General features: G+C 56.4%; 16 protein-coding genes. 9 read left to right on the top strand and 7 right to left on the bottom strand.

Features of this window, described 5'->3' with window-relative positions:
• Positions 1–17: 17 nt before the first annotated feature.
• Positions 18–752 (bottom strand): MerR family transcriptional regulator, encoded by a 735-nt coding sequence (locus ACWPW2_RS13200; protein WP_139965279.1) that lies wholly within the window; start codon positions 750–752, stop codon positions 18–20.
• A 219-nt stretch (positions 753–971) separates the two neighbouring features.
• Between ACWPW2_RS13200 and ACWPW2_RS13195 the strand changes: the two genes are divergently transcribed.
• Genes ACWPW2_RS13195 through ACWPW2_RS13185 form a run of 3 tightly spaced genes read left to right on the top strand, consistent with a single transcriptional unit; the run spans position 972 to position 3,896 of the window.
• Positions 972–2,660, top strand: a complete 1,689-nt coding sequence (locus tag ACWPW2_RS13195; RefSeq protein ID WP_454123416.1) for a LytS/YhcK type 5TM receptor domain-containing protein — start codon at positions 972–974, stop codon at positions 2,658–2,660.
• On the top strand, positions 2,654–3,373 hold the full coding sequence (gene btsR, locus ACWPW2_RS13190) for a two-component system response regulator BtsR (protein WP_124967830.1): 720 nt from the start codon (positions 2,654–2,656) through the stop codon (positions 3,371–3,373). The genes ACWPW2_RS13195 and btsR overlap by 7 nt, the downstream gene beginning before the upstream one ends.
• Positions 3,374–3,425: 52 nt before the next feature.
• Positions 3,426–3,896 (top strand): YehS family protein, encoded by a 471-nt coding sequence (locus ACWPW2_RS13185; protein ID WP_023479843.1) that lies wholly within the window; start codon positions 3,426–3,428, stop codon positions 3,894–3,896.
• A 92-nt stretch (positions 3,897–3,988) separates the two neighbouring features.
• Here ACWPW2_RS13185 and ACWPW2_RS13180 read toward each other — a convergent pair whose 3' ends face one another.
• Together ACWPW2_RS13180 and metG are read right to left on the bottom strand one after the other, a co-directional pair.
• Positions 3,989–4,444: a YehR family lipoprotein gene (locus ACWPW2_RS13180; protein WP_023479721.1), complete on the bottom strand. Its 456-nt coding sequence runs from the start codon at positions 4,442–4,444 to the stop codon at positions 3,989–3,991.
• Positions 4,445–4,534: 90 nt separating this feature from the next.
• Positions 4,535–6,565, bottom strand: coding sequence for a methionine--tRNA ligase (gene metG / locus ACWPW2_RS13175; protein ID WP_023479910.1), 2,031 nt, complete (start codon positions 6,563–6,565; stop codon positions 4,535–4,537).
• Between the two features lie 165 nt (positions 6,566–6,730).
• On the opposite strand from metG, the gene apbC reads away from it, so the two are divergent.
• A complete protein-coding gene (apbC, locus tag ACWPW2_RS13170; protein WP_023479651.1) occupies positions 6,731–7,840 on the top strand; it encodes an iron-sulfur cluster carrier protein ApbC in 1,110 nt (369 codons plus the stop codon).
• A gap of 446 nt (positions 7,841–8,286) precedes the next feature.
• Entirely contained in the window at positions 8,287–9,435 is a 1,149-nt protein-coding gene (locus ACWPW2_RS13165; RefSeq protein WP_454121351.1) for an integrase core domain-containing protein, read from the top strand.
• A 280-nt stretch (positions 9,436–9,715) separates the two neighbouring features.
• Here ACWPW2_RS13165 and ACWPW2_RS13160 read toward each other — a convergent pair whose 3' ends face one another.
• From ACWPW2_RS13160 to ACWPW2_RS13145, 4 genes are all read right to left on the bottom strand, one after another.
• The gene (locus ACWPW2_RS13160) at positions 9,716–10,141 is read right to left on the bottom strand and encodes a GNAT family N-acetyltransferase (protein ID WP_454123412.1); all 426 of its coding nucleotides are present in this window, start codon (positions 10,139–10,141) and stop codon (positions 9,716–9,718) included.
• A gap of 12 nt (positions 10,142–10,153) precedes the next feature.
• Positions 10,154–10,489 (bottom strand): RcnB family protein, encoded by a 336-nt coding sequence (locus ACWPW2_RS13155; protein ID WP_034812043.1) that lies wholly within the window; start codon positions 10,487–10,489, stop codon positions 10,154–10,156.
• A gap of 196 nt (positions 10,490–10,685) precedes the next feature.
• Complete coding sequence (locus tag ACWPW2_RS13150; RefSeq protein WP_454123410.1) at positions 10,686–11,699, bottom strand: zinc-binding alcohol dehydrogenase family protein; 1,014 nt, start codon at positions 11,697–11,699, stop codon at positions 10,686–10,688.
• A gap of 149 nt (positions 11,700–11,848) precedes the next feature.
• Positions 11,849–12,961 carry an ABC transporter ATP-binding protein gene (locus ACWPW2_RS13145; protein WP_094421008.1) on the bottom strand — a complete coding sequence of 371 codons (1,113 nt, stop codon included), beginning with the start codon at positions 12,959–12,961 and terminating at the stop codon, positions 11,849–11,851.
• 342 nt (positions 12,962–13,303) lie between these two features.
• On the opposite strand from ACWPW2_RS13145, the gene ACWPW2_RS13140 reads away from it, so the two are divergent.
• Genes ACWPW2_RS13140 through ACWPW2_RS13125 form a run of 4 tightly spaced genes read left to right on the top strand, consistent with a single transcriptional unit; the run spans position 13,304 to position 17,957 of the window.
• Complete coding sequence (locus ACWPW2_RS13140; RefSeq protein ID WP_454123407.1) at positions 13,304–14,539, top strand: extracellular solute-binding protein; 1,236 nt, start codon at positions 13,304–13,306, stop codon at positions 14,537–14,539.
• Positions 14,540–14,596: 57 nt separating this feature from the next.
• Positions 14,597–15,904: a carbohydrate ABC transporter permease gene (locus tag ACWPW2_RS13135; RefSeq protein ID WP_454123405.1), complete on the top strand. Its 1,308-nt coding sequence runs from the start codon at positions 14,597–14,599 to the stop codon at positions 15,902–15,904.
• A 9-nt stretch (positions 15,905–15,913) separates the two neighbouring features.
• Positions 15,914–16,765, top strand: coding sequence for a sugar ABC transporter permease (locus ACWPW2_RS13130; RefSeq protein ID WP_023478572.1), 852 nt, complete (start codon positions 15,914–15,916; stop codon positions 16,763–16,765).
• 4 nt (positions 16,766–16,769) lie between these two features.
• On the top strand, positions 16,770–17,957 hold the full coding sequence (locus ACWPW2_RS13125) for a glycoside hydrolase family 53 protein (RefSeq protein ID WP_454123403.1): 1,188 nt from the start codon (positions 16,770–16,772) through the stop codon (positions 17,955–17,957).
• The last annotated feature ends 29 nt before the right edge of the window (positions 17,958–17,986 follow it).

Raw genomic sequence — 17,986 nt, 5'->3', positions numbered from 1 at the left:
GAGTTGTTAATGAAACATTAAATGCCGAGAAGCCACACCTGATGCCCCGTCTCCTGCCAGGCCTGCAATTGCTGCTGCTGCGCGGGGGAGGGGGAGTCGCCGCACCACACTAGCAGCATCTTGCCTTTGAACATCTCCGGATGAAACTGGGTGAAGGGATGCGCAAGAATGCCGACCTGCCACTCCTGCTGGCTGGCGATCCAGCCTTCAATCCACAACCGCGTGCTATCCTGTACACCCCAGCCGACCACCAGCGCCGGACGGCCATGTGCCTGCTGCTGCGACGCCGATAAGTTGCCGGCAATCAGGCTAATCAGAATGCCATCCAGCAGGCTAAGCTTTGCCTGGTAAGCGGGGCGCGTGCCCTGCAAGCGTGCGCGTAAGGGGTTAATCAACTGCTGTGTCAGCGTTTTTGCCGGGTGGTCGCGCATCAGTTCGCTCAGCCACTGCTGGAGGGTATGACCATCTCGCTGTTGCAGCAGATGCATCGCCCGCTCCTGATGGCTCTGCCAGACGTGGTGACGCTTGTCGCTGCTGTTCGCCAGCAGAGCCTGAACTTTACTCACCTGCACGCCCGATTCAACCCAGTGCTGGATCTCTCGAATACGATCGATGTCCGCCTCGCTGAAGAGCCGGTGGCCGCCATCCGTGCGTTGCGGGGTTAACAAACCGTAGCGGCGTTGCCACGCACGCAGTGTGACGGGGTTGATATCGCATAACAGAGCGACTTCACCAATAGTGTAAAGCGCCATGATCTCTCCTTTGCTTCCCGAATGCCGGTATAACTGTAGACCTTTCTTAGGGGGGAAGACAACAACAGTAACGTTTTGTTTACTCTTTATTAATAACTGCGCATACCCAGGCACAATATGTGACTCAGAGCACGAATTTCTCTTTTTTTAACGTCTGTCGAAGAAACCGCTGCCGACTCGCTGTATGTTACGCGCTTTATGTGATGCGGTGTGGCGGGTATGTACGAGTTCAATCTGGTGTTGCTGCTGCTTCAGCAGATGTGTGTGTTTCTGGTGATCGCCTGGCTGATGAGCAAAACGCGCCTCTTTATTCCGCTGATCCAGGTCACCGTGCGCCTGCCGCACAAGCTGCTCTGCTATGTCACCTTCTCCATTTTCTGCATTCTCGGCACCTATTTCGGCCTGCATATTGAAGACTCCATCGCCAATACCCGCGCGATTGGCGCAGTGATGGGCGGCCTGCTCGGCGGCCCACTGGTCGGCGGGCTGGTGGGGCTGACCGGCGGGTTGCACCGCTACTCAATGGGCGGCATGACCGCGTTGAGCTGCATGTTCTCGACCTTTATCGAAGGGCTGCTTGGCGGGCTGGTGCACAGTTTTCTTATCAAGCGCGGGCGTACCGACCGCGTGTTTAACCCCTTTACCGCCGGTGCGGTCACCTGCGTGGCGGAGCTGCTACAGATGGTAATTATCCTGCTGATTGCCCGCCCTTTCGAAAGCGCACTGCATTTAGTGCAGAGCATCGCCGCGCCGATGATGGTGACCAATACCGTTGGCGCGGCGCTGTTTATGCGCATCCTGCTCGACAAGCGCGCCATGTTTGAGAAATACACCTCTGCGTTTTCCGCCACGGCGCTGAAAGTGGCGGCCTCCACCGAAGGGATTCTGCGCCAGGGCTTTAATGAAGAGAACAGCATGAAGGTCGCGCAGGTGCTCTATCAGGAGCTGGATATCGGCGCGGTGGCGATCACCGATCGCGAACGGCTATTAGCTTTTACCGGCGCGGGGGACGATCACCATCTGCCGGGGCGGCCTATCTCATCCGTCTGGACGCAGCGGGCGATTGAGACCGGCGAAGTGGTTTACGCCGACGGCAATGAGGTGCCGTATCGCTGTTCGCTGCACCCGCAGTGCAAGCTCGGCTCGACGCTGGTGATCCCGCTGCGCGGTGAAAACCAGCGTGTGGTCGGCACTATCAAGCTTTACGAGGCGAAAAACCGCCTCTTTAGCTCCATCAACCGCACGCTGGGGGAGGGGATTGCGCAGCTACTCTCAGCGCAGATCCTCGCCGGGCAGTATGAGCGGCAAAAAGCGCTGCTGACCCAGTCGGAGATCAAACTCCTGCACGCGCAGGTTAACCCGCACTTCCTGTTTAACGCGCTCAACACCATCAAAGCGGTGATCCGCCGCGACAGCGATGAGGCCGGGCTGCTGGTCCAGTATCTCTCGACCTTTTTTCGTAAGAACTTGAAACGCCCCGCAGAAATCGTCACCCTTGCGGATGAGATTGAGCATGTAAATGCCTATCTGCAGATCGAAAAAGCGCGTTTTCAGGCGCGGTTGCAGGTACGGCTCGAAGTGCCGGAAGCGCTGGCGCACTTACATTTGCCCGCCTTTACGCTGCAACCGATTGTCGAAAACGCGATTAAGCATGGCACGTCTCAGCTGCTGGGCGTGGGCGAGATCACTTTGCGTGCCAGCCAGCAGGCGCAGCACCTGGTGCTGGATATTGAGGATAACGCCGGGCTTTATCAGCCGAAAAAGGATGCCGGTGGCTTAGGGATGAGCCTGGTGGATAAGCGGCTGCGCGCCCGTTTTGGTGACGAGTGCGGTATCAGCATCGCCTGCGAGCCGGATCTTTTTACCCGCATTACCTTACGACTCCCTCTGGAGGAAGAGGCATGTTAAGAGTGCTGATTGTTGATGACGAACCGCTGGCGCGGGAGATGTTACGCAGCCTGTTGCAGGAAGAGCGCGACATCGAAGTGGTGGGCGAGTGCGGTAACGCCATTGAAGGGATTAGCGCGGTGCATAAACTGCGCCCCGACGTGCTGTTTCTTGATATCCAGATGCCGCGCATCAGCGGGCTGGAGATGGTCGGTATGCTCGATCCCGGTAACCGGCCCTACGTCGTGTTTCTCACCGCTTTTGATGAGTATGCGGTGCAGGCCTTTGAGGAGCACGCCTTCGACTACCTGCTCAAGCCGATTGAAACGCAACGGCTGGCGAAGACCCTCAACCGCTTACGTCAGGATCGCGGCGTGCAAGATGTGTCGCTACTGGCAGATAATCAACAGCCGCTGAAGTTTATTCCCTGCACCGGGCATAGCCGCATCTGGTTATTGCAGATGGAAGAGGTGGCGTTTGTCAGCAGCCGGATGAGCGGCGTCTATGTAACCAGCCACGAAGGCAAAGAGGGCTTTACCGAGCTGACGCTGCGCACGCTGGAGAGCCGCACGCCGCTGGTGCGCTGCCATCGGCAATATCTTGTCAATATGGCCTTTCTTAAGGAGATCCGCCTTGAAGATAATGGCCAGGCCGAGCTGCTGCTGCGCGACGGGCTGACGGTGCCGGTGAGTCGACGCTATCTGAAAAATTTAAAAGAGGCGTTGGGGTTGTAAATTCCTGCGCGATGCCTACACTGCGCGCTGGTTCATCATTTCGGAAAGAGACATGCTAAATAACGATATCCTGCGCAGCCTGCGTTACACCCTGCAGGTCGACAACACCGCGCTGGTGCGCATTCTGGCGCTGGCGGACACTGAAGTCACGGCTGAACAGCTGGTTCCGTGGCTGCGTAAAGAGGATGAGGAGGGGTATAAACCCTGCCCGGATATTGTGCTGTCGGCGTTTCTTAATGGGCTGATTTATGAGAAGCGCGGCAAAGACGAGAGCGCGCCGCCGCTCGCCATGGAGCGCAAGCTCAACAACAATATCGTGCTGAAGAAGCTGCGCATCGCCTTCTCGTTAAAGACCGACGATATCCTGGCGATCCTCACCGAGCAGCAGTTCCGCGTCTCAATGCCGGAAATTACCGCGATGATGCGCTCGCCGGAGCATAAGAATTTCCGCGAATGCGGCGACCAGTTTTTGCGCTACTTCCTGCGCGGGCTGGCGGCACGTGGGCAGAAGCCGAAGAGCTGACACGCTTTTTAGCCGATAAAAAAACCGCATACACGCGAGGTGATGCGGTTTAATTAGCCCGGCAGACAAGATGCTACCGGGCAATAAACAACTTATTTTACTTCTTTAAAGCCGCGCGCTTTCAGCAACTCTTCTGACTGCTTCATGCTGATTTTACCGTTAACAGTGCCGGTAAATTCAGAACCCTGCAGGCTGTTCAGCTGAGCGAAGTCCACTTCGTTGTAGTCAACTTCCAGCGTCTCCTGAGCATAGGTCTCTTCATACGCTACGCTCTCTTTCACACCTTTTACGCTCTGATATTTCTTGCTGATCGGATCCAGAACTTTCATCGCTTCTTCTTTGGTTTTCGCACCAATAGAGGAGTATTCGATTTTGTTCTTCGCGGTCTGACGCTCTACTTCGTCACCTTTGTAGTAGTAAGTCAGCGTCACTTCCGTACCGCCCGTCGCCCAGGTAAAAGTCTTGCTCTCTTCTTTATCACCACAGCCGGTCAGGCCAACAACTAAAGCGACAGAAAAGAGTGCTGCAATGATTTTGCTGAATTTCACGATAATCCCCTATTTTCCATGTGAGGTAATGTTTTGTAAGACTGCGTATAACAGTATAGAAAAAGGCGCTGAATTCAGCGCCTTATTTTTTTATTTAACTTGTTGGCCCGCTTTTGCACCGCTATCCGGGCTGAGCAGGAAGATATCGCTGCCGCCAGGACCCGCTGCCATCACCATCCCTTCGGAGATACCAAAGCGCATTTTGCGCGGCGCGAGGTTGGCAACCATCACCGTCAGGCGGCCAATCAGCGCGCTCGGATCCGGGTAGGCAGAACGAATGCCGGAGAAGACGTTGCGCTTCTCACCGTCAAGATCGAGCGTCAGGCGCAGCAGCTTATCTGAGCCTTCGACAAACTCGGCGTTCTCAATCAGCGCCACGCGCATATCGACTTTGGCGAAATCGTCAAAGGTGATGGTCTCCTGAATCGGGTTGTCAGCCAGCTCGCCCGTTACCGGTGCAGCAGCGGCTTTGACTTCCTCTTTCGACGCCTCAACCAGCGCTTCCACCTGTTTCATCTCGATGCGGTTATAGAGCGCTTTAAACGGGTTCACTTTATGGCCGAGCAGCGGTTCGTTAATCGCATCCCACGTCAGGGTGGTGTTGAGGAACGCTTCGGTGCGCGCGGCCAGCGACGGCAGAACCGGCTTCAGCCAGGTCATCAACACGCGGAACAGGTTGATACCCATTGAGCAGATGGCCTGCAAATCGGCGTCACGCCCTTCCTGTTTCGCGACAACCCACGGAGCCTGCTCATCCACATAGCGGTTCGCCACATCGGCCAGCGCCATGATTTCGCGCACCGCTTTACCAAACTCGCGGCTCTCCCACGCGCTGCCAATTGCGGCGGCGGCGTCGGTGAAGGTTTTATACAGCGCCGGATCGGCCAGCTCTGACGCCAGCACACCGTCGAAGCGCTTGGCGATAAAGCCCGCGTTACGCGAGGCCAGGTTCACCACTTTGTTAACGATATCGGCGTTCACGCGCTGGACGAAATCCTCCAGGTTGAGGTCAATATCATCAATGCGCGACGAAAGCTTGGCGGTGTAGTAGTAGCGCAGGCTGTCGGCATCGAAATGGTTCAGCCAGGTGCTGGCTTTAATAAAGGTGCCGCGCGATTTGGACATCTTCGCGCCGTTAACCGTCACATAACCGTGCACAAACAGGTTGGTTGGTTTACGGAAACCGCTGCCTTCCAGCATTGCCGGCCAGAAGAGGCTGTGGAAATAGACGATATCTTTACCGATAAAGTGATAGAGCTCGGCGTCGGAATCCTTCTTCCACCAGTCGTCAAAGTTGAGATCGTCGCGTTTGTCGCACAGGTTTTTGAACGAACCCATGTAGCCAATCGGCGCATCCAGCCAGACGTAGAAATATTTGCCCGGCGCGCCCGGAATTTCAAAGCCGAAGTAGGGCGCATCACGGGAGATATCCCACTGTTGCAGACCGGATTCGAACCACTCCTGCATTTTGTTCGCCACTTGCTCCTGCAACGCGCCGCTGCGGGTCCACGCCTGCAACATTTCGCTAAACGACGGCAGGTCGAAGAAGAAGTGCTCGGAATCACGCATTTCCGGCGTCGCGCCGGAGACCACCGACTTCGGCTCAATCAGCTCGGTCGGGCTGTAGGTCGCGCCGCACACTTCGCAGTTATCGCCATACTGATCCGCCGCTTTACATTTCGGGCAGGTGCCTTTTACAAAGCGGTCCGGCAGGAACATGCCTTTTTCCGGATCGTAGAGCTGGGAGATGGTGCGGTTTTTGATAAACCCGTTCTCTTTCAGACGGGTGTAGATAAGCTCGGCCAACTCGCGGTTCTCATCGCTGTGCGTTGAGTGGTAGTTGTCGTAGCTGATGTCGAAGCCAGCAAAATCGGTCTGATGCTCCTGACTCATTTCGCCAATCATCTGCTCCGGGGTGATCCCCAGTTGCTGTGCTTTCAGCATAATCGGCGTGCCATGGGCATCGTCCGCGCAGATGAAGTTGACCTGGTGGCCGCGCATTCGCTGGTAACGGACCCAGACATCAGCCTGGATGTGCTCCAGCATATGGCCGAGGTGGATGGAGCCGTTGGCGTACGGCAGCGCGCACGTTACCAGAATTTTCTTCGCGACTTGAGTCATAGTTGGCATTACATCTTCTTGAGAAAAAGGGGTTCCGATATTACCAAACCGCATCGATCTGCGCCAAGCGATAAGGGCATTAATCCATAAATGGATAATTATTCCCTTTGGGGTAAACTTGAGCGCTACAAATGTCGTTTTCAGAACAACTACAAAGGAGTCGGGATGAGTTCGCAATCCCAGGCCAAATCCCCGGAAGCCTTACGGGCAATTGTCACCGGGACGCTGGCCGATTTTCAGCACCCCACCCTCAAACATAACCTGACAGCGCTGAAAGCCGTCCACCATGTTGCATGGCTGGATGAGACCCTGCATGTCGAACTGCTGATGCCGTTCGTCTGGGCCAGCGCCTTCGAAGAGCTGAAAGCCCAGTGCAGCGCCGAACTGCTGCGTCTGACCGGCGCGCGCGCCATCGACTGGAAGCTGTCGCACAATATCGCCACCCTGAAGCGGGTGAAAAACCAGCCGGGCGTTAACGGCGTGAAGAATATTATCGCCGTCAGCTCCGGCAAGGGCGGGGTAGGGAAGTCCTCTACTGCCGTTAACCTTGCGCTGGCGCTGGCTGCGGAAGGGGCGAAAGTCGGTATTCTCGATGCCGATATCTACGGCCCGTCGATTCCGATGATGCTGGGTGCGGAAAATGAGCGTCCGACATCACCAGACGGCACGCACATGGCGCCGATCATCGCTCATGGCCTGGCAACCAACTCGATTGGTTACCTGGTGACGGACGATAACGCGATGGTGTGGCGCGGGCCGATGGCCAGCAAAGCGCTGCTGCAGATGTTGCAGGAGTCCATGTGGCCGGATCTCGACTATCTGGTGCTCGATATGCCGCCAGGCACCGGTGATATCCAGCTGACGCTGGCGCAAAACATTCCGGTGACCGGCGCGCTGGTCGTGACCACGCCGCAGGATATCGCGCTGATTGATGCTAAAAAAGGCATTGTCATGTTCGAGAAAGTGGAGGTGCCGGTGCTCGGCATCGTGGAGAACATGAGCATGCATGTTTGCAGCAACTGTGGTCACCATGAGCCGATTTTCGGCACCGGCGGCGCAGAGAAGCTGGCGGAGCAGTATCACACTCAACTGCTGGGCCAGATGCCGCTGCATATCTCGCTGCGTGAAGATCTCGATAAGGGTACGCCGACGGTGATCAGCCGTCCGGACAGCGAGTTCACCGCTATCTACCGCAACCTCGCAGGTCGCGTAGCCGCCCAGCTTTACTGGCAGGGCGAGATCATCCCCGGCGAGATCGCGTTCCGCGCAGTGTGATTGAAGATGCCGGGTGGATGTGTGCCATCCGGCATTCTCACCGCGGCACAATTGCCGGATGGCGGCTACGCCTTATCCGGCCTACAAAAACGCGCTTACAGCGACACCTTCTTTGCTTTTATATGCAATATGAAAGCGAGGGGTTGTCTCCCCGCTGAAATCGGCGAACCGAAGCGTGAATGACAAGGTCTGGACGCCATGGATGGCGGACAGAGGCGAACCGAGACAGGGACTCGTTCCAGCATGGAACGAGTAAGTCGAGTCGAGCCGGCCGCAGTCAGGCACGCGGGAGGCGAGCGCAGTGCGCAGCACCGATTTCCTCGCGGGGCCGCGGGGATTGATAAGGGGAGCGCGGCTGTATGAACCGGGCACATAGGTAACACTTTAAACCGGGCACATGGGTAACAGGTTATAACGGTACGGTAAACAGCTGACGGAGGTTTACCGTGCCCTGGACTGAGACTGTTACCATGCAACGTTTGCAGTTTGTTGCGGCCTGCCTTGAAGGCAACCTCACGGTTGCCGAAGTGTGCCGCCGCTTTAATATCAGCCGTAAGACCGGCTACAAGTGGCTGGCCCGTTTTTCACCCGATGATGCCACCTCCCTCAGTGACCGTTCCCGGGCCCGCCATCACCAGAACGCAACGTCTGAACCCATGGTGAAGCTGCTGCTGGATACGAAGCAACAGCATCCCCTCTGGGGGCCTGAGAAGATAAGGCAGCGCCTTCTTAACCTGAACATCACCGGCGTTCCTGCCGCCAGTACCATTGGTGAGCTGTTCCGCAGTCATGGTCTGGTTAAAAAACGTAAGCCCCTCACCTTTAAGCCCACGAAGCGGCATGAGCTGCACGCTGCCGTGCGGCCAAACGATGTCTGGAGTGCCGATTTCAAGGGGCAGTTCACCCATGCCGGCGGCCGCTGGTGCCATCCCTTCACGCTGACCGATAACTGCAGCAGGATTGTGCTGGCCTGCGATGCCACCTATACGCCTGATGGCCGGTTTGTTATCCCCTGCCTTGAGCGGGTGTTCCGGGAATGCGGGATGCCGCAGGTGCTGCGTACGGACAACGGTCCTCCCTTTGCCGGGGCCGGTCTGTGGGGGCTGAGCCAGATGTCCGTATGGCTGATTAAATGTGGTGTCCTGCCGGAACGTATCCGGCCGGGTAAACCCACCGAAAACGGAAGACATGAGCGGATGCACCGCACCCTGAAGGATGCGCTGAAGCGACATGCGAAGTTCACTTCTCTTGAGGAGCAGCAGATCTGGATGGATGCATGGCGTCATGAATTTAATGAGATACGCCCCCACAGGGCGCTGGGCGGAAAAACACCCCGTTCGGTCTGGTATCCGTCAGAGCGCATCTTTACCGGCCCGCTGAAGGCAATGCCCGTACCGGATGATGCCCGGACACTGCGTGTCTCATTAAAAGGCGATTTATGCTTTAACAGCACACGGATATTTTTATCAGAAGCGCTGAGAGGAGAATGGGTATGGATGAAGCAGGTCGGGGAAGAGCTGGACGAAATAGGTTTTGGTGAACTGATACTGGCCCGGTACGACAGACGGAATCATCGTATAATCCGGGCCGACTGAAGCAAAAAGTGTCACCCATGTGACCGGTCAGATCTGTAACCCATGTGACCGGTTCATACACGGCCGCTCCCCTTATCCCGTTCACCGCATAAGAGATTAATGAAACTCCCCAGCGCCTGGTGAACGGAATCATTCCACCAATGCCACATGAAAATCCTATTGCCGGATAGCGGCTTCATGATCGTAGGCCGGATAAGCGTTTACGCGCCATCCGGCATAATCTCCCGGCACCGATTTCCTGATGGCGGCTTCGCCTTATCAGGCCTACGAAATACAAAACCTACTTCAACACATAGTGCATCAGCACATAATCCCCCTGCGGGGAGACGCCTTTGGCCTCAACGCGCCAGCCGTGGCGCTGGTAAAACTCGAGCGCAGTTTTATTGCGCAGCAAACACTTTAGCGCGCCGGTGCTGGTAAAGGTGCTCTGCACATGCTCAAGCAGTGCGCTGCCGACACCTTTTCCCTGAAACACCGGGTCGATAAACAAGTTATGCAGGAAGTTATCGTTCTCCAGGACCGATGCGAACCCCATCCGATGCCCGTCCTCTTCCGCGACCCAGATCACCTCGCCAAGCGTCGCAGAGTCAAAATCTTCCAGCGACCAGTCGCGGCTATCCAGCCAGGTCCAGGCTTCTTTACGGGCATGCAGATACAGGGTACGCAGAAACGGCCTGTCACTCTCCTCCCATCGGCGGATAATCACAGGCGCTCCCGGTTAACGATGATAGAAAATGTCGCCATTGTAGGCTTTGAGGATTTTGCCGTCGGCATCGGTGATCAACACGTAGTTGCCGCCCATGTAGGTCCAGTGGCTACCGGCATCCGGCGCGGGAAGGTTACGCAACTTCCACTGCTTAATGTTGTAATCGTCGCTGCGGTACATCTCCGGCACCGTGTCGCCAATGGTGAATTTGGTAAAGTCGGCAACAAACTCTTTCACTTCAAACGACTGTGTGCCGCCTGCAGGCGCTGTCGCGGGCGGCGTTTCAGCATAGGTTGCCGAAGCCGTCGCCAGCAGTGCACCCAGAAGCATCATTTTTGTTTTACGCATACTCTCTCCAGGTTGTTCTTATACATTTCACGTAGTTGCATAAATAGCACGACATCATTGCCGTTTACAGACAGCGGAGCAACCAGCAAAAAATAACGCTTTGGTAAAAAGTGTAAGCAAACCCAGGAAAAAGCAGTGCGGGCGGAGAACGAATTTCGCTCTCCGCCCGCTACGTTTGGGAGTAATCCTGGCAGGATCAGCCCGCAAACCCCTCCAGCACGATTTTGCCCACCGCGCGTTGGCTCTCAAGCAGCGCATGCGCTTTACGCAGGTTAGCCGCAGTGATCGCACCGCCATGCTCGCCCAGCGTGGTTTTCAGCACGCCGCTGTCGATCAACTCCGCAACCCGCGTCAGCAAATGATGCTGGGCAATCATATCGTCGGTGGTGAACATTGAGCGGGTAAACATAAACTCCCAGTGCAGCGAAAGGCTCTTCGCTTTCAGCGGCATCGCATCAAGGCTGTCGGGATCGTCAATCAGCGCCAGCTTGCCCTGCGGTTTGAGGGCGTTAATCAGCTGCTGATAGTGATCCTGCGTGTTGGTCAGGCTGGCGACATGCGTCACCTCTTTGATGCCGATCCGCGCCAGCTCTTCGGTCAGCGGCTTGCTATGGTCAATCACATGGTGCGCACCGCGATCTTTCACCCACTGCTGGCTGGCAGGACGCGATGCGGTGCCGATCACCGTCATGCGCGTCAACTGGCGCGCCAGCTGCGTCAGAATCGAACCGACACCGCCCGCAGCGCCGACAATCAGCAGCACATCGCCGTCGTTGCCATTTTCTTTTACGCCGAGGCGGTCAAACAGCAGCTCCCAGGCGGTAATGGCCGTTAAGGGCAGAGCGGCGGCAGAGGCGTTATCAAGGGAAGCGGGTTTACGCGCCACAATACGCTCATCAACCAGCTGATATTCGCTGTTGCTCCCCGGGCGGGTTAATGCCCCGGCGTACCACACTTCATCTCCCGGCTGAAACAGGGTGACCGACTCGCCGACCTCTTTCACCACGCCCACGGCGTCCCAGCCGAGCACGCGCGGCGTATCGGCATTAAAACCGGCGCGCACTTTGGTATCCACCGGGTTAACGGAGATGGCTTTCACTTCCACCAGCAGATCGTGACTGCTGGCTTGCGGTTGGGGCAGGTCGATATCGGTGAGGGCATCGAGGTTGCTGCCGCCAGCGGCGGCGCGGGTAATGGCGATGGCTTTCATAACAGGCTCCGTTTTGTTGGGTTTTCATCACTACCGGTAAGGGTAGACAACGCAGCTTTGATGAAAAACCCGCAAAATGGAGCAGCACTTATCGCTCTCGAGTGAAAATGCAGTGCCGGATGGCGGCTCCGCCTTCTCCGGCCTGCAAGTTACATATCGTGGTTTGGCACCGGGATATCGGCGCTGACGCGCTGATCCTGCTCGTCAAAGATCATGCAGTGGCGGCTGTCGAAGGCGAGGGCGATCTTCTGCCAGGGGCGGAAATGCACATCGCCCGGCAGCAGGATTTTAATATTGTCGTGGCCATAACATTGACCAAACAGATAGGTGTTGTTGCCCAGCCGCTCTACCACTTCGCACTGAAACTCAAGGGGCACGCCGCCCGTCATCTCTGTTGCGAGGTGCTCTGGGCGAATGCCGAGCGTAATGGCCGCGCCTACCTCCAGCGGTGAGGTGGTAATGCCGAGCGTCAACTGATGGCCCTGAGCAAGGGTAATAGTGACTTCACCGGGCTGCCACTGGCTTACCGTGGCGGGGAGGAAGTTCATCTTTGGCGAGCCGATAAAGCCGGCGACAAACTTGTTTTTCGGGTTGTAGTAGAGCGACATCGGCGAGCCCATCTGCTCAACGTTGCCGTAATTCATCACCACGATTTTGTCCGCCAGCGTCATCGCTTCCACCTGGTCATGGGTAACATAGACCATGGTGGTTTTCAGCTCCTGGTGCAGGCGGGCGATATGCAGGCGCATCTCAACGCGCAGCTCCGCATCGAGGTTAGAAAGAGGTTCATCGAACATAAAGACGCGCGGGTTACGCACAATCGCGCGGCCGATGGCGACGCGCTGGCGCTGGCCGCCGGAGAGCTGCTTCGGTTTGCGATCCAGCAGGTGGCTCAGTTGCAGGGTCTTCGCCACCATCTCCACCTGGCGGCGGATCTCCTCCTTCGGCACTTTGTTCACTTTCAGCCCGTAGCCCATGTTCTCCGCCACGGTCATATGGGGGTAGAGCGCATAGGACTGGAACACCATCGAGACACCGCGATGGGCGGGCGCGACATCGTTCATCACTTCATCGCCAATCAGCACTTCGCCTTCGCTCACCTCTTCCAGCCCGGCAATCATGCGCAGCATGGTGGATTTCCCGCAGCCGGAGGGGCCGACAAACACCGCAAACTCGCCGTCATCAATCGACAGATTGACATTGTTCAGCGTCACCGTGTCGCCAAAGCGCTTGGTGACATTTCTCAGTCGTATATTGGACATCAACGTTCCCCGAATGTAATAGCCGTTACTGGCCGTTTGTCAGCTGTTTTGTTTTACGTATAACAATCAGGAGACAGTGCTGCTCAACGGCGAAAAATCATGGCCTGACTATAACTTCCACGGATTTAGCGCCCTATACTCAATTTTCATTTCTGTAACATTGGTCACATAACGCAACGTTTATTCTCGTTTTATCAGCGCTTAAAGCGTAGCGTATAACAAATCCGATAAGGCGAGTGAATACGTCTTAAGCCCTGCAATATCAGGTGGTTTGCCAGAGCAGTGACCTGATGATGCGCCATAAAAACCATGAAATTGTTATACCTTGACATGAGGTTGATAATGAAAAAGAAGACCCTTACCGCACTGATTTTGACAACCCTTGCCGCCGGGCAGCTTGTCGGCATGCAGGCGCACGCCGCCGCACAGCAACTCAATGTCTGGGAGGACATCAAAAAATCGGCGGGCATCCAGGATGCGGTGCGCGATTTTGAGCAGAAATATAACGTCAAAGTTAACGTGCAGGAGATGCCCTACGCCCAGCAACTGGAGAAACTCCGCCTCGATGGCCCGGCGGGCATCGGCCCGGATGTGCTGGTGATCCCCAATGATCAGTTGGGCGGCGCGGTTGTGCAAGGGCTGCTGACCCCCCTGAATCTGGACAAAGAAAAGGTTGACGCCTTTACGCCAGCCTCCATCAACGCCTTCCGCCTCGACAACACCCTGTATGGCGTGCCGAAAGCGGTAGAGACGCTGGTGCTGATCTACAACAAAGATCTTATCGACAAGCCGCTGCAAAGCCTGCCGGAGTGGCTCGACTACTCGAAAAAACAGCGCGCGCAGAACAAATATGGCCTGCTGGCGAAGTTCGATCAGATTTACTACAGCTGGGGCGCGATCGGCCCGATGGGCGGTTATCTGTTCGGTAAAAACGACAAAGGCGGCTATAACCCGCAGGATATCGGCCTCAATAAACCCGGCGCGGTGGAAGCCGTTACCTTCCTGAAAAACTTCTATGCCGAAGGTGTCTTCCCGTCGGGGATCCTCGGCGATAACGGGCTTAACGCCATCGATTCGCTGTTTACCGAGAAAAAAGCGGCGGCGGTGATTAACGGCCCGTGGGCGTTCCAGCCCTATGAAGCTGCCGGCATTAACTACGGCGTCGCGCCGCTGCCAAACCTGCCGGATGGCAAACCGATGAGCTCCTTCCTCGGCGTGAAAGGCTATGTCGTCTCGACCTGGAGCAAAGACAAAGCGCTGGCGCAGCAATTTATCGAATTTATCAACCAGCCGCAGTACGTGAAGACGCGCTATATCGCCACGCGCGAAATCCCGGCGCAGAAAGCGATGATTGACGATCCGGTAATCAAAAACGACGAGAAGGCGAGCGCCGTTGCGGTGCAGGCCGCCCGCGCAACCGCGATGCCGGGCATTCCGGAGATGGGTGAAGTGTGGGGTCCAGCGAACGCCGCGCTGGAGCTGAGCCTGACCGGTAAACAGGCACCGCAGGCGGCGCTGGATGCTGCTGCTAAGCAGATCCAGATGCAGGTCGAAGCGATGCAGGCCAGTAACCAGTAACCGCGTGTTGGTACAGAAACGGGAGGGCGACCTCCCGTTGTCGAAAAGGAGTCGTACGTGATTATCAGTCCCAGCGAACATTTTGCCAAAGCGCCCGGCGCAGGGCGTCACGCGTGGTGCGGGCTGCTGTTGGCCATCGTGCCGGGCTTTGGCCAGTTCTACCATCGCCAGTGGCTGAAAGGCCTTATCTTTCTTGTGCTGCTGGCGAGTTTTACCGGCATCTTCGCTGATTTTTTGCGCGAAGGGCTATGGGGGTTATACACCCTTGGTGAAGAGGTGCCGCGCGATAACTCCATCTTCCTGCTGGCAGAAGGGATCATCAGCGTGCTGATTATCGCCTTTGGCCTGATGGTGTGGGGGCTCTCAATGCGCGATGCGTGGCTGAATGGCAAAAAACGCGACGCCGGTAAGCCGCTTAACAGCGTGCGCAAGCAGTACCAGATGCTGCTCAGCGACGGCTTCCCCTACCTGATGATTACGCCGGGCTTTATCCTGCTGGTGTTCGTGGTGATTTTCCCGATCCTCTTCGGCTTCGCCATCGCCTTTACCAACTACAACCTCTACCACACGCCGCCTGCCAAACTGGTCGACTGGGTTGGGTTAAAGAACTTCATCAATATTTTTACCCTGTCGATCTGGCGCTCAACCTTCTTTGACGTGCTGCAGTGGACGGTGGTGTGGACGCTGCTGGCGACCACCTTGCAGTGCAGCGTCGGCGTGCTGCTGGCGATCCTCGTGAACCAGAAAGATCTGCGCTTTAAGCCGCTGATACGCACCATTTTCATCCTGCCGTGGGCGGTGCCGGGCTTTGTCACTATTCTGGTCTTCGCCGGGATGTTCAACGACTCCTTTGGCGTCATCAACAACGCGATCCTCGCCTTCTTCGGCATCGATCCAAAACCGTGGCTGACGGATCCCTTCTGGACCAAAACCGCGCTGATCATGATGCAGACCTGGCTCGGTTTCCCGTTTGTCTTTGCCATGACCACCGGCGTATTGCAGGCGATTCCCGACGATTTGTATGAAGCGGCGAAGATGGATGGCGCGGGCACCTTTACCCGGCTGCGCACCATTACGCTGCCGCTGGTGCTCTACTCGATTGCGCCGATCATCATCACGCAATACACCTTCAACTTTAACAACTTCAACATCATCTACCTGTTTAACAACGGCGGACCGGCGGTGGCCGGCGCGAACGCGGGCGGTACCGACATTCTGGTGTCGTGGATCTATAAGCTGACGATGTCCTCATCGCAGTACGCCATCGCGGCCACCATCACCATCCTGCTGTCGATTTTTGTCGTCGGCCTGGCGTTGTGGCAGTTCCGCGCCACCAAATCGTTCAAAAACGACGACATGGCATAAGGGAAGAAAATGGCTCAATCACAAAGTATTCGCCGCGAGAAGGTTATTCGCCTGACGCTCTCCTGGCTGGTGATAGCAGCGGTGTCGCTGACGATTATCTACCCGCTGGTGTGGACGATTGGCGCATCGCTGAATGCCGGCAACAGCCTGCTCAGCACCTCGATCATCCCGGAAAATCTCTCGTTCCAGCACTATGCCGATCTCTTTAACGGCCAGGTGAACTACCTGACCTGGTACTGGAACTCGATGAAGATCAGCCTGCTGACGATGATCCTGACCCTAATCAGCGTCAGCTTTACCGCCTACGCCTTTTCGCGCTTTCGCTTTAAAGGCCGCCAGAACGGGCTGATGCTCTTTCTGCTGTTGCAGATGATCCCGCAGTTCTCGGCGCTGATTGCGATTTTCGTTCTCTCGCAGCTACTCGGGCTTATCAACAGCCATATGGCGCTGGTGCTGATCTACGTTGCCGGGATGATCCCGATGAACACCTGGCTGATGAAGGGCTACCTGGATGCCATTCCGCGCGATCTTGATGAGTCCGCGCGCATGGATGGGGCCAGCAACTTCCGCATCTTTATTGAGATCATCCTGCCGCTGTCGAAACCGATTATCGCGGTGGTGGCGCTCTTCTCCTTCACCGGCCCGTTGGGGGATTTCATCCTCTCAAGCACCATTTTGCGCACGCCGGATAAATACACGCTGCCGATTGGGCTCTATAACCTGGTGGCGCAAAAAATGGGTGCCAGCTACACCACTTACGCCGCGGGTGCGGTGCTGATTGCGGTGCCGGTGGCGATCCTCTACCTGGCGTTACAAAAATACTTCGTCTCCGGCCTCACCTCCGGCAGTACAAAAGGATAAGCATATGAAAAGACTGACTCCCGCTCTGCTGGCGGTATGCCTCGCTGCCAGTTTTTCTGCCAGCGCGGTGACCACGCGCCCGTTTACCCAAATGCCCGCCGACTTTATTAAAGGGGCGGATATCTCCACGCTGCTCGATGCGGAAAAGCACGGGGCGAAATTCTATAACGACAAAAACCAGCCGCAGGATGCGCTGGCTATCCTGAAAGCCAACGGCGTCAACTATGTGCGCCTGCGGCTGTGGGTCGACCCGAAAGATGCGCAGGGCAATGCCTACGGCGGCGGCGACAACGATCTTGCCACCACCCTTGCGCTGGCGAAGCGGGCAAAAGCGCAGGGCATGAAGCTGCTGCTCGATCTGCACTACAGCGATTTCTGGACCGATCCGGGCAAGCAGTTCAAACCGAAAGCCTGGGAGAAGCTCGATTATCCGCAGCTAAAAAGCCGGGTGCATGACTACACCCGCGACACGATTGCGCAGTTTAAGCAGGCGGGCGTGTTGCCGGACATGGTGCAGATCGGTAATGAGATCAACGGCGGCATGCTCTGGCCGGAGGGTAAAAGCTGGGGGCAGGGCGGCGGCGAGTTTGACCGGCTGGCCGGGCTGCTTACTGCCGGAATCGATGGGGTCAAAGAGAACCTGAATAACGGCGAACAGGTGAAGATCATGCTGCACCTCGCCGAAGGGACCAAAAATGACACCTTCCGCTGGTGGTTTGATGAGATAACCAAACGCAACGTGCCTTTCGATGTGATTGGCCTGTCGATGTACACCTACTGGAACGGGCCAATCAGCGCCCTGCAGGCCAACATGGATGACATCAGCAAGCGCTACAACAAAGATGTCATCGTCGTCGAGGCGGCCTACGCCTATACGCTGGCGAACTGCGATAACGCCGAGAACAGCTTCCAGGCGAAAGAGGAGAAGGCGGGCGGCTACCCGGCGACTGTGCAGGGGCAATATGACTATGTGCACGATTTAATGCAGTCGGTCATCAATGTGCAGGGCCAGCGCGGCAAGGGCATTTTTTACTGGGAACCGACCTGGATTGCCGTGCCGGGCAACGGCTGGGCCACGCCCGCTGGCATGAAATATATCAATGACCAGTGGAAAGAGGGCAATGCGCGAGAAAACCAGGCGCTGTTTGATTGCCAGGGAAAAGTGCTGCCGTCGGTGAAAGTCTTTAATTAATTATCGTGTTGTAAATTTCAGGAATGAAT

It is taken from the genome of Kosakonia sp. Marseille-Q7440 (genome assembly GCF_965119485.1).
This window is presented reverse-complemented; position numbering and strand designations above follow the sequence as displayed.

What these genes read in the sequence shown, in the direction of transcription:
- ACWPW2_RS13145 (WP_094421008.1), bottom strand. Translation starts at nt 12,961, where the DNA reads ATGTCCAATATACGACTGAGAAATGTCACCAAGCGCTTTGGCGACACG.
- btsR (WP_124967830.1), top strand. Translation starts at nt 2,654, where the DNA reads ATGTTAAGAGTGCTGATTGTTGATGACGAACCGCTGGCGCGGGAGATG.
- ACWPW2_RS13200 (WP_139965279.1), bottom strand. Translation starts at nt 752, where the DNA reads ATGGCGCTTTACACTATTGGTGAAGTCGCTCTGTTATGCGATATCAAC.
- ACWPW2_RS13130 (WP_023478572.1), top strand. Translation starts at nt 15,914, where the DNA reads ATGGCTCAATCACAAAGTATTCGCCGCGAGAAGGTTATTCGCCTGACG.
- metG (WP_023479910.1), bottom strand. Translation starts at nt 6,565, where the DNA reads ATGACTCAAGTCGCGAAGAAAATTCTGGTAACGTGCGCGCTGCCGTAC.
- ACWPW2_RS13155 (WP_034812043.1), bottom strand. Translation starts at nt 10,489, where the DNA reads ATGCGTAAAACAAAAATGATGCTTCTGGGTGCACTGCTGGCGACGGCT.
- ACWPW2_RS13195 (WP_454123416.1), top strand. Translation starts at nt 972, where the DNA reads ATGTACGAGTTCAATCTGGTGTTGCTGCTGCTTCAGCAGATGTGTGTG.
- ACWPW2_RS13185 (WP_023479843.1), top strand. Translation starts at nt 3,426, where the DNA reads ATGCTAAATAACGATATCCTGCGCAGCCTGCGTTACACCCTGCAGGTC.
- apbC (WP_023479651.1), top strand. Translation starts at nt 6,731, where the DNA reads ATGAGTTCGCAATCCCAGGCCAAATCCCCGGAAGCCTTACGGGCAATT.
- ACWPW2_RS13150 (WP_454123410.1), bottom strand. Translation starts at nt 11,699, where the DNA reads ATGAAAGCCATCGCCATTACCCGCGCCGCCGCTGGCGGCAGCAACCTC.
- ACWPW2_RS13140 (WP_454123407.1), top strand. Translation starts at nt 13,304, where the DNA reads ATGAAAAAGAAGACCCTTACCGCACTGATTTTGACAACCCTTGCCGCC.
- ACWPW2_RS13125 (WP_454123403.1), top strand. Translation starts at nt 16,770, where the DNA reads ATGAAAAGACTGACTCCCGCTCTGCTGGCGGTATGCCTCGCTGCCAGT.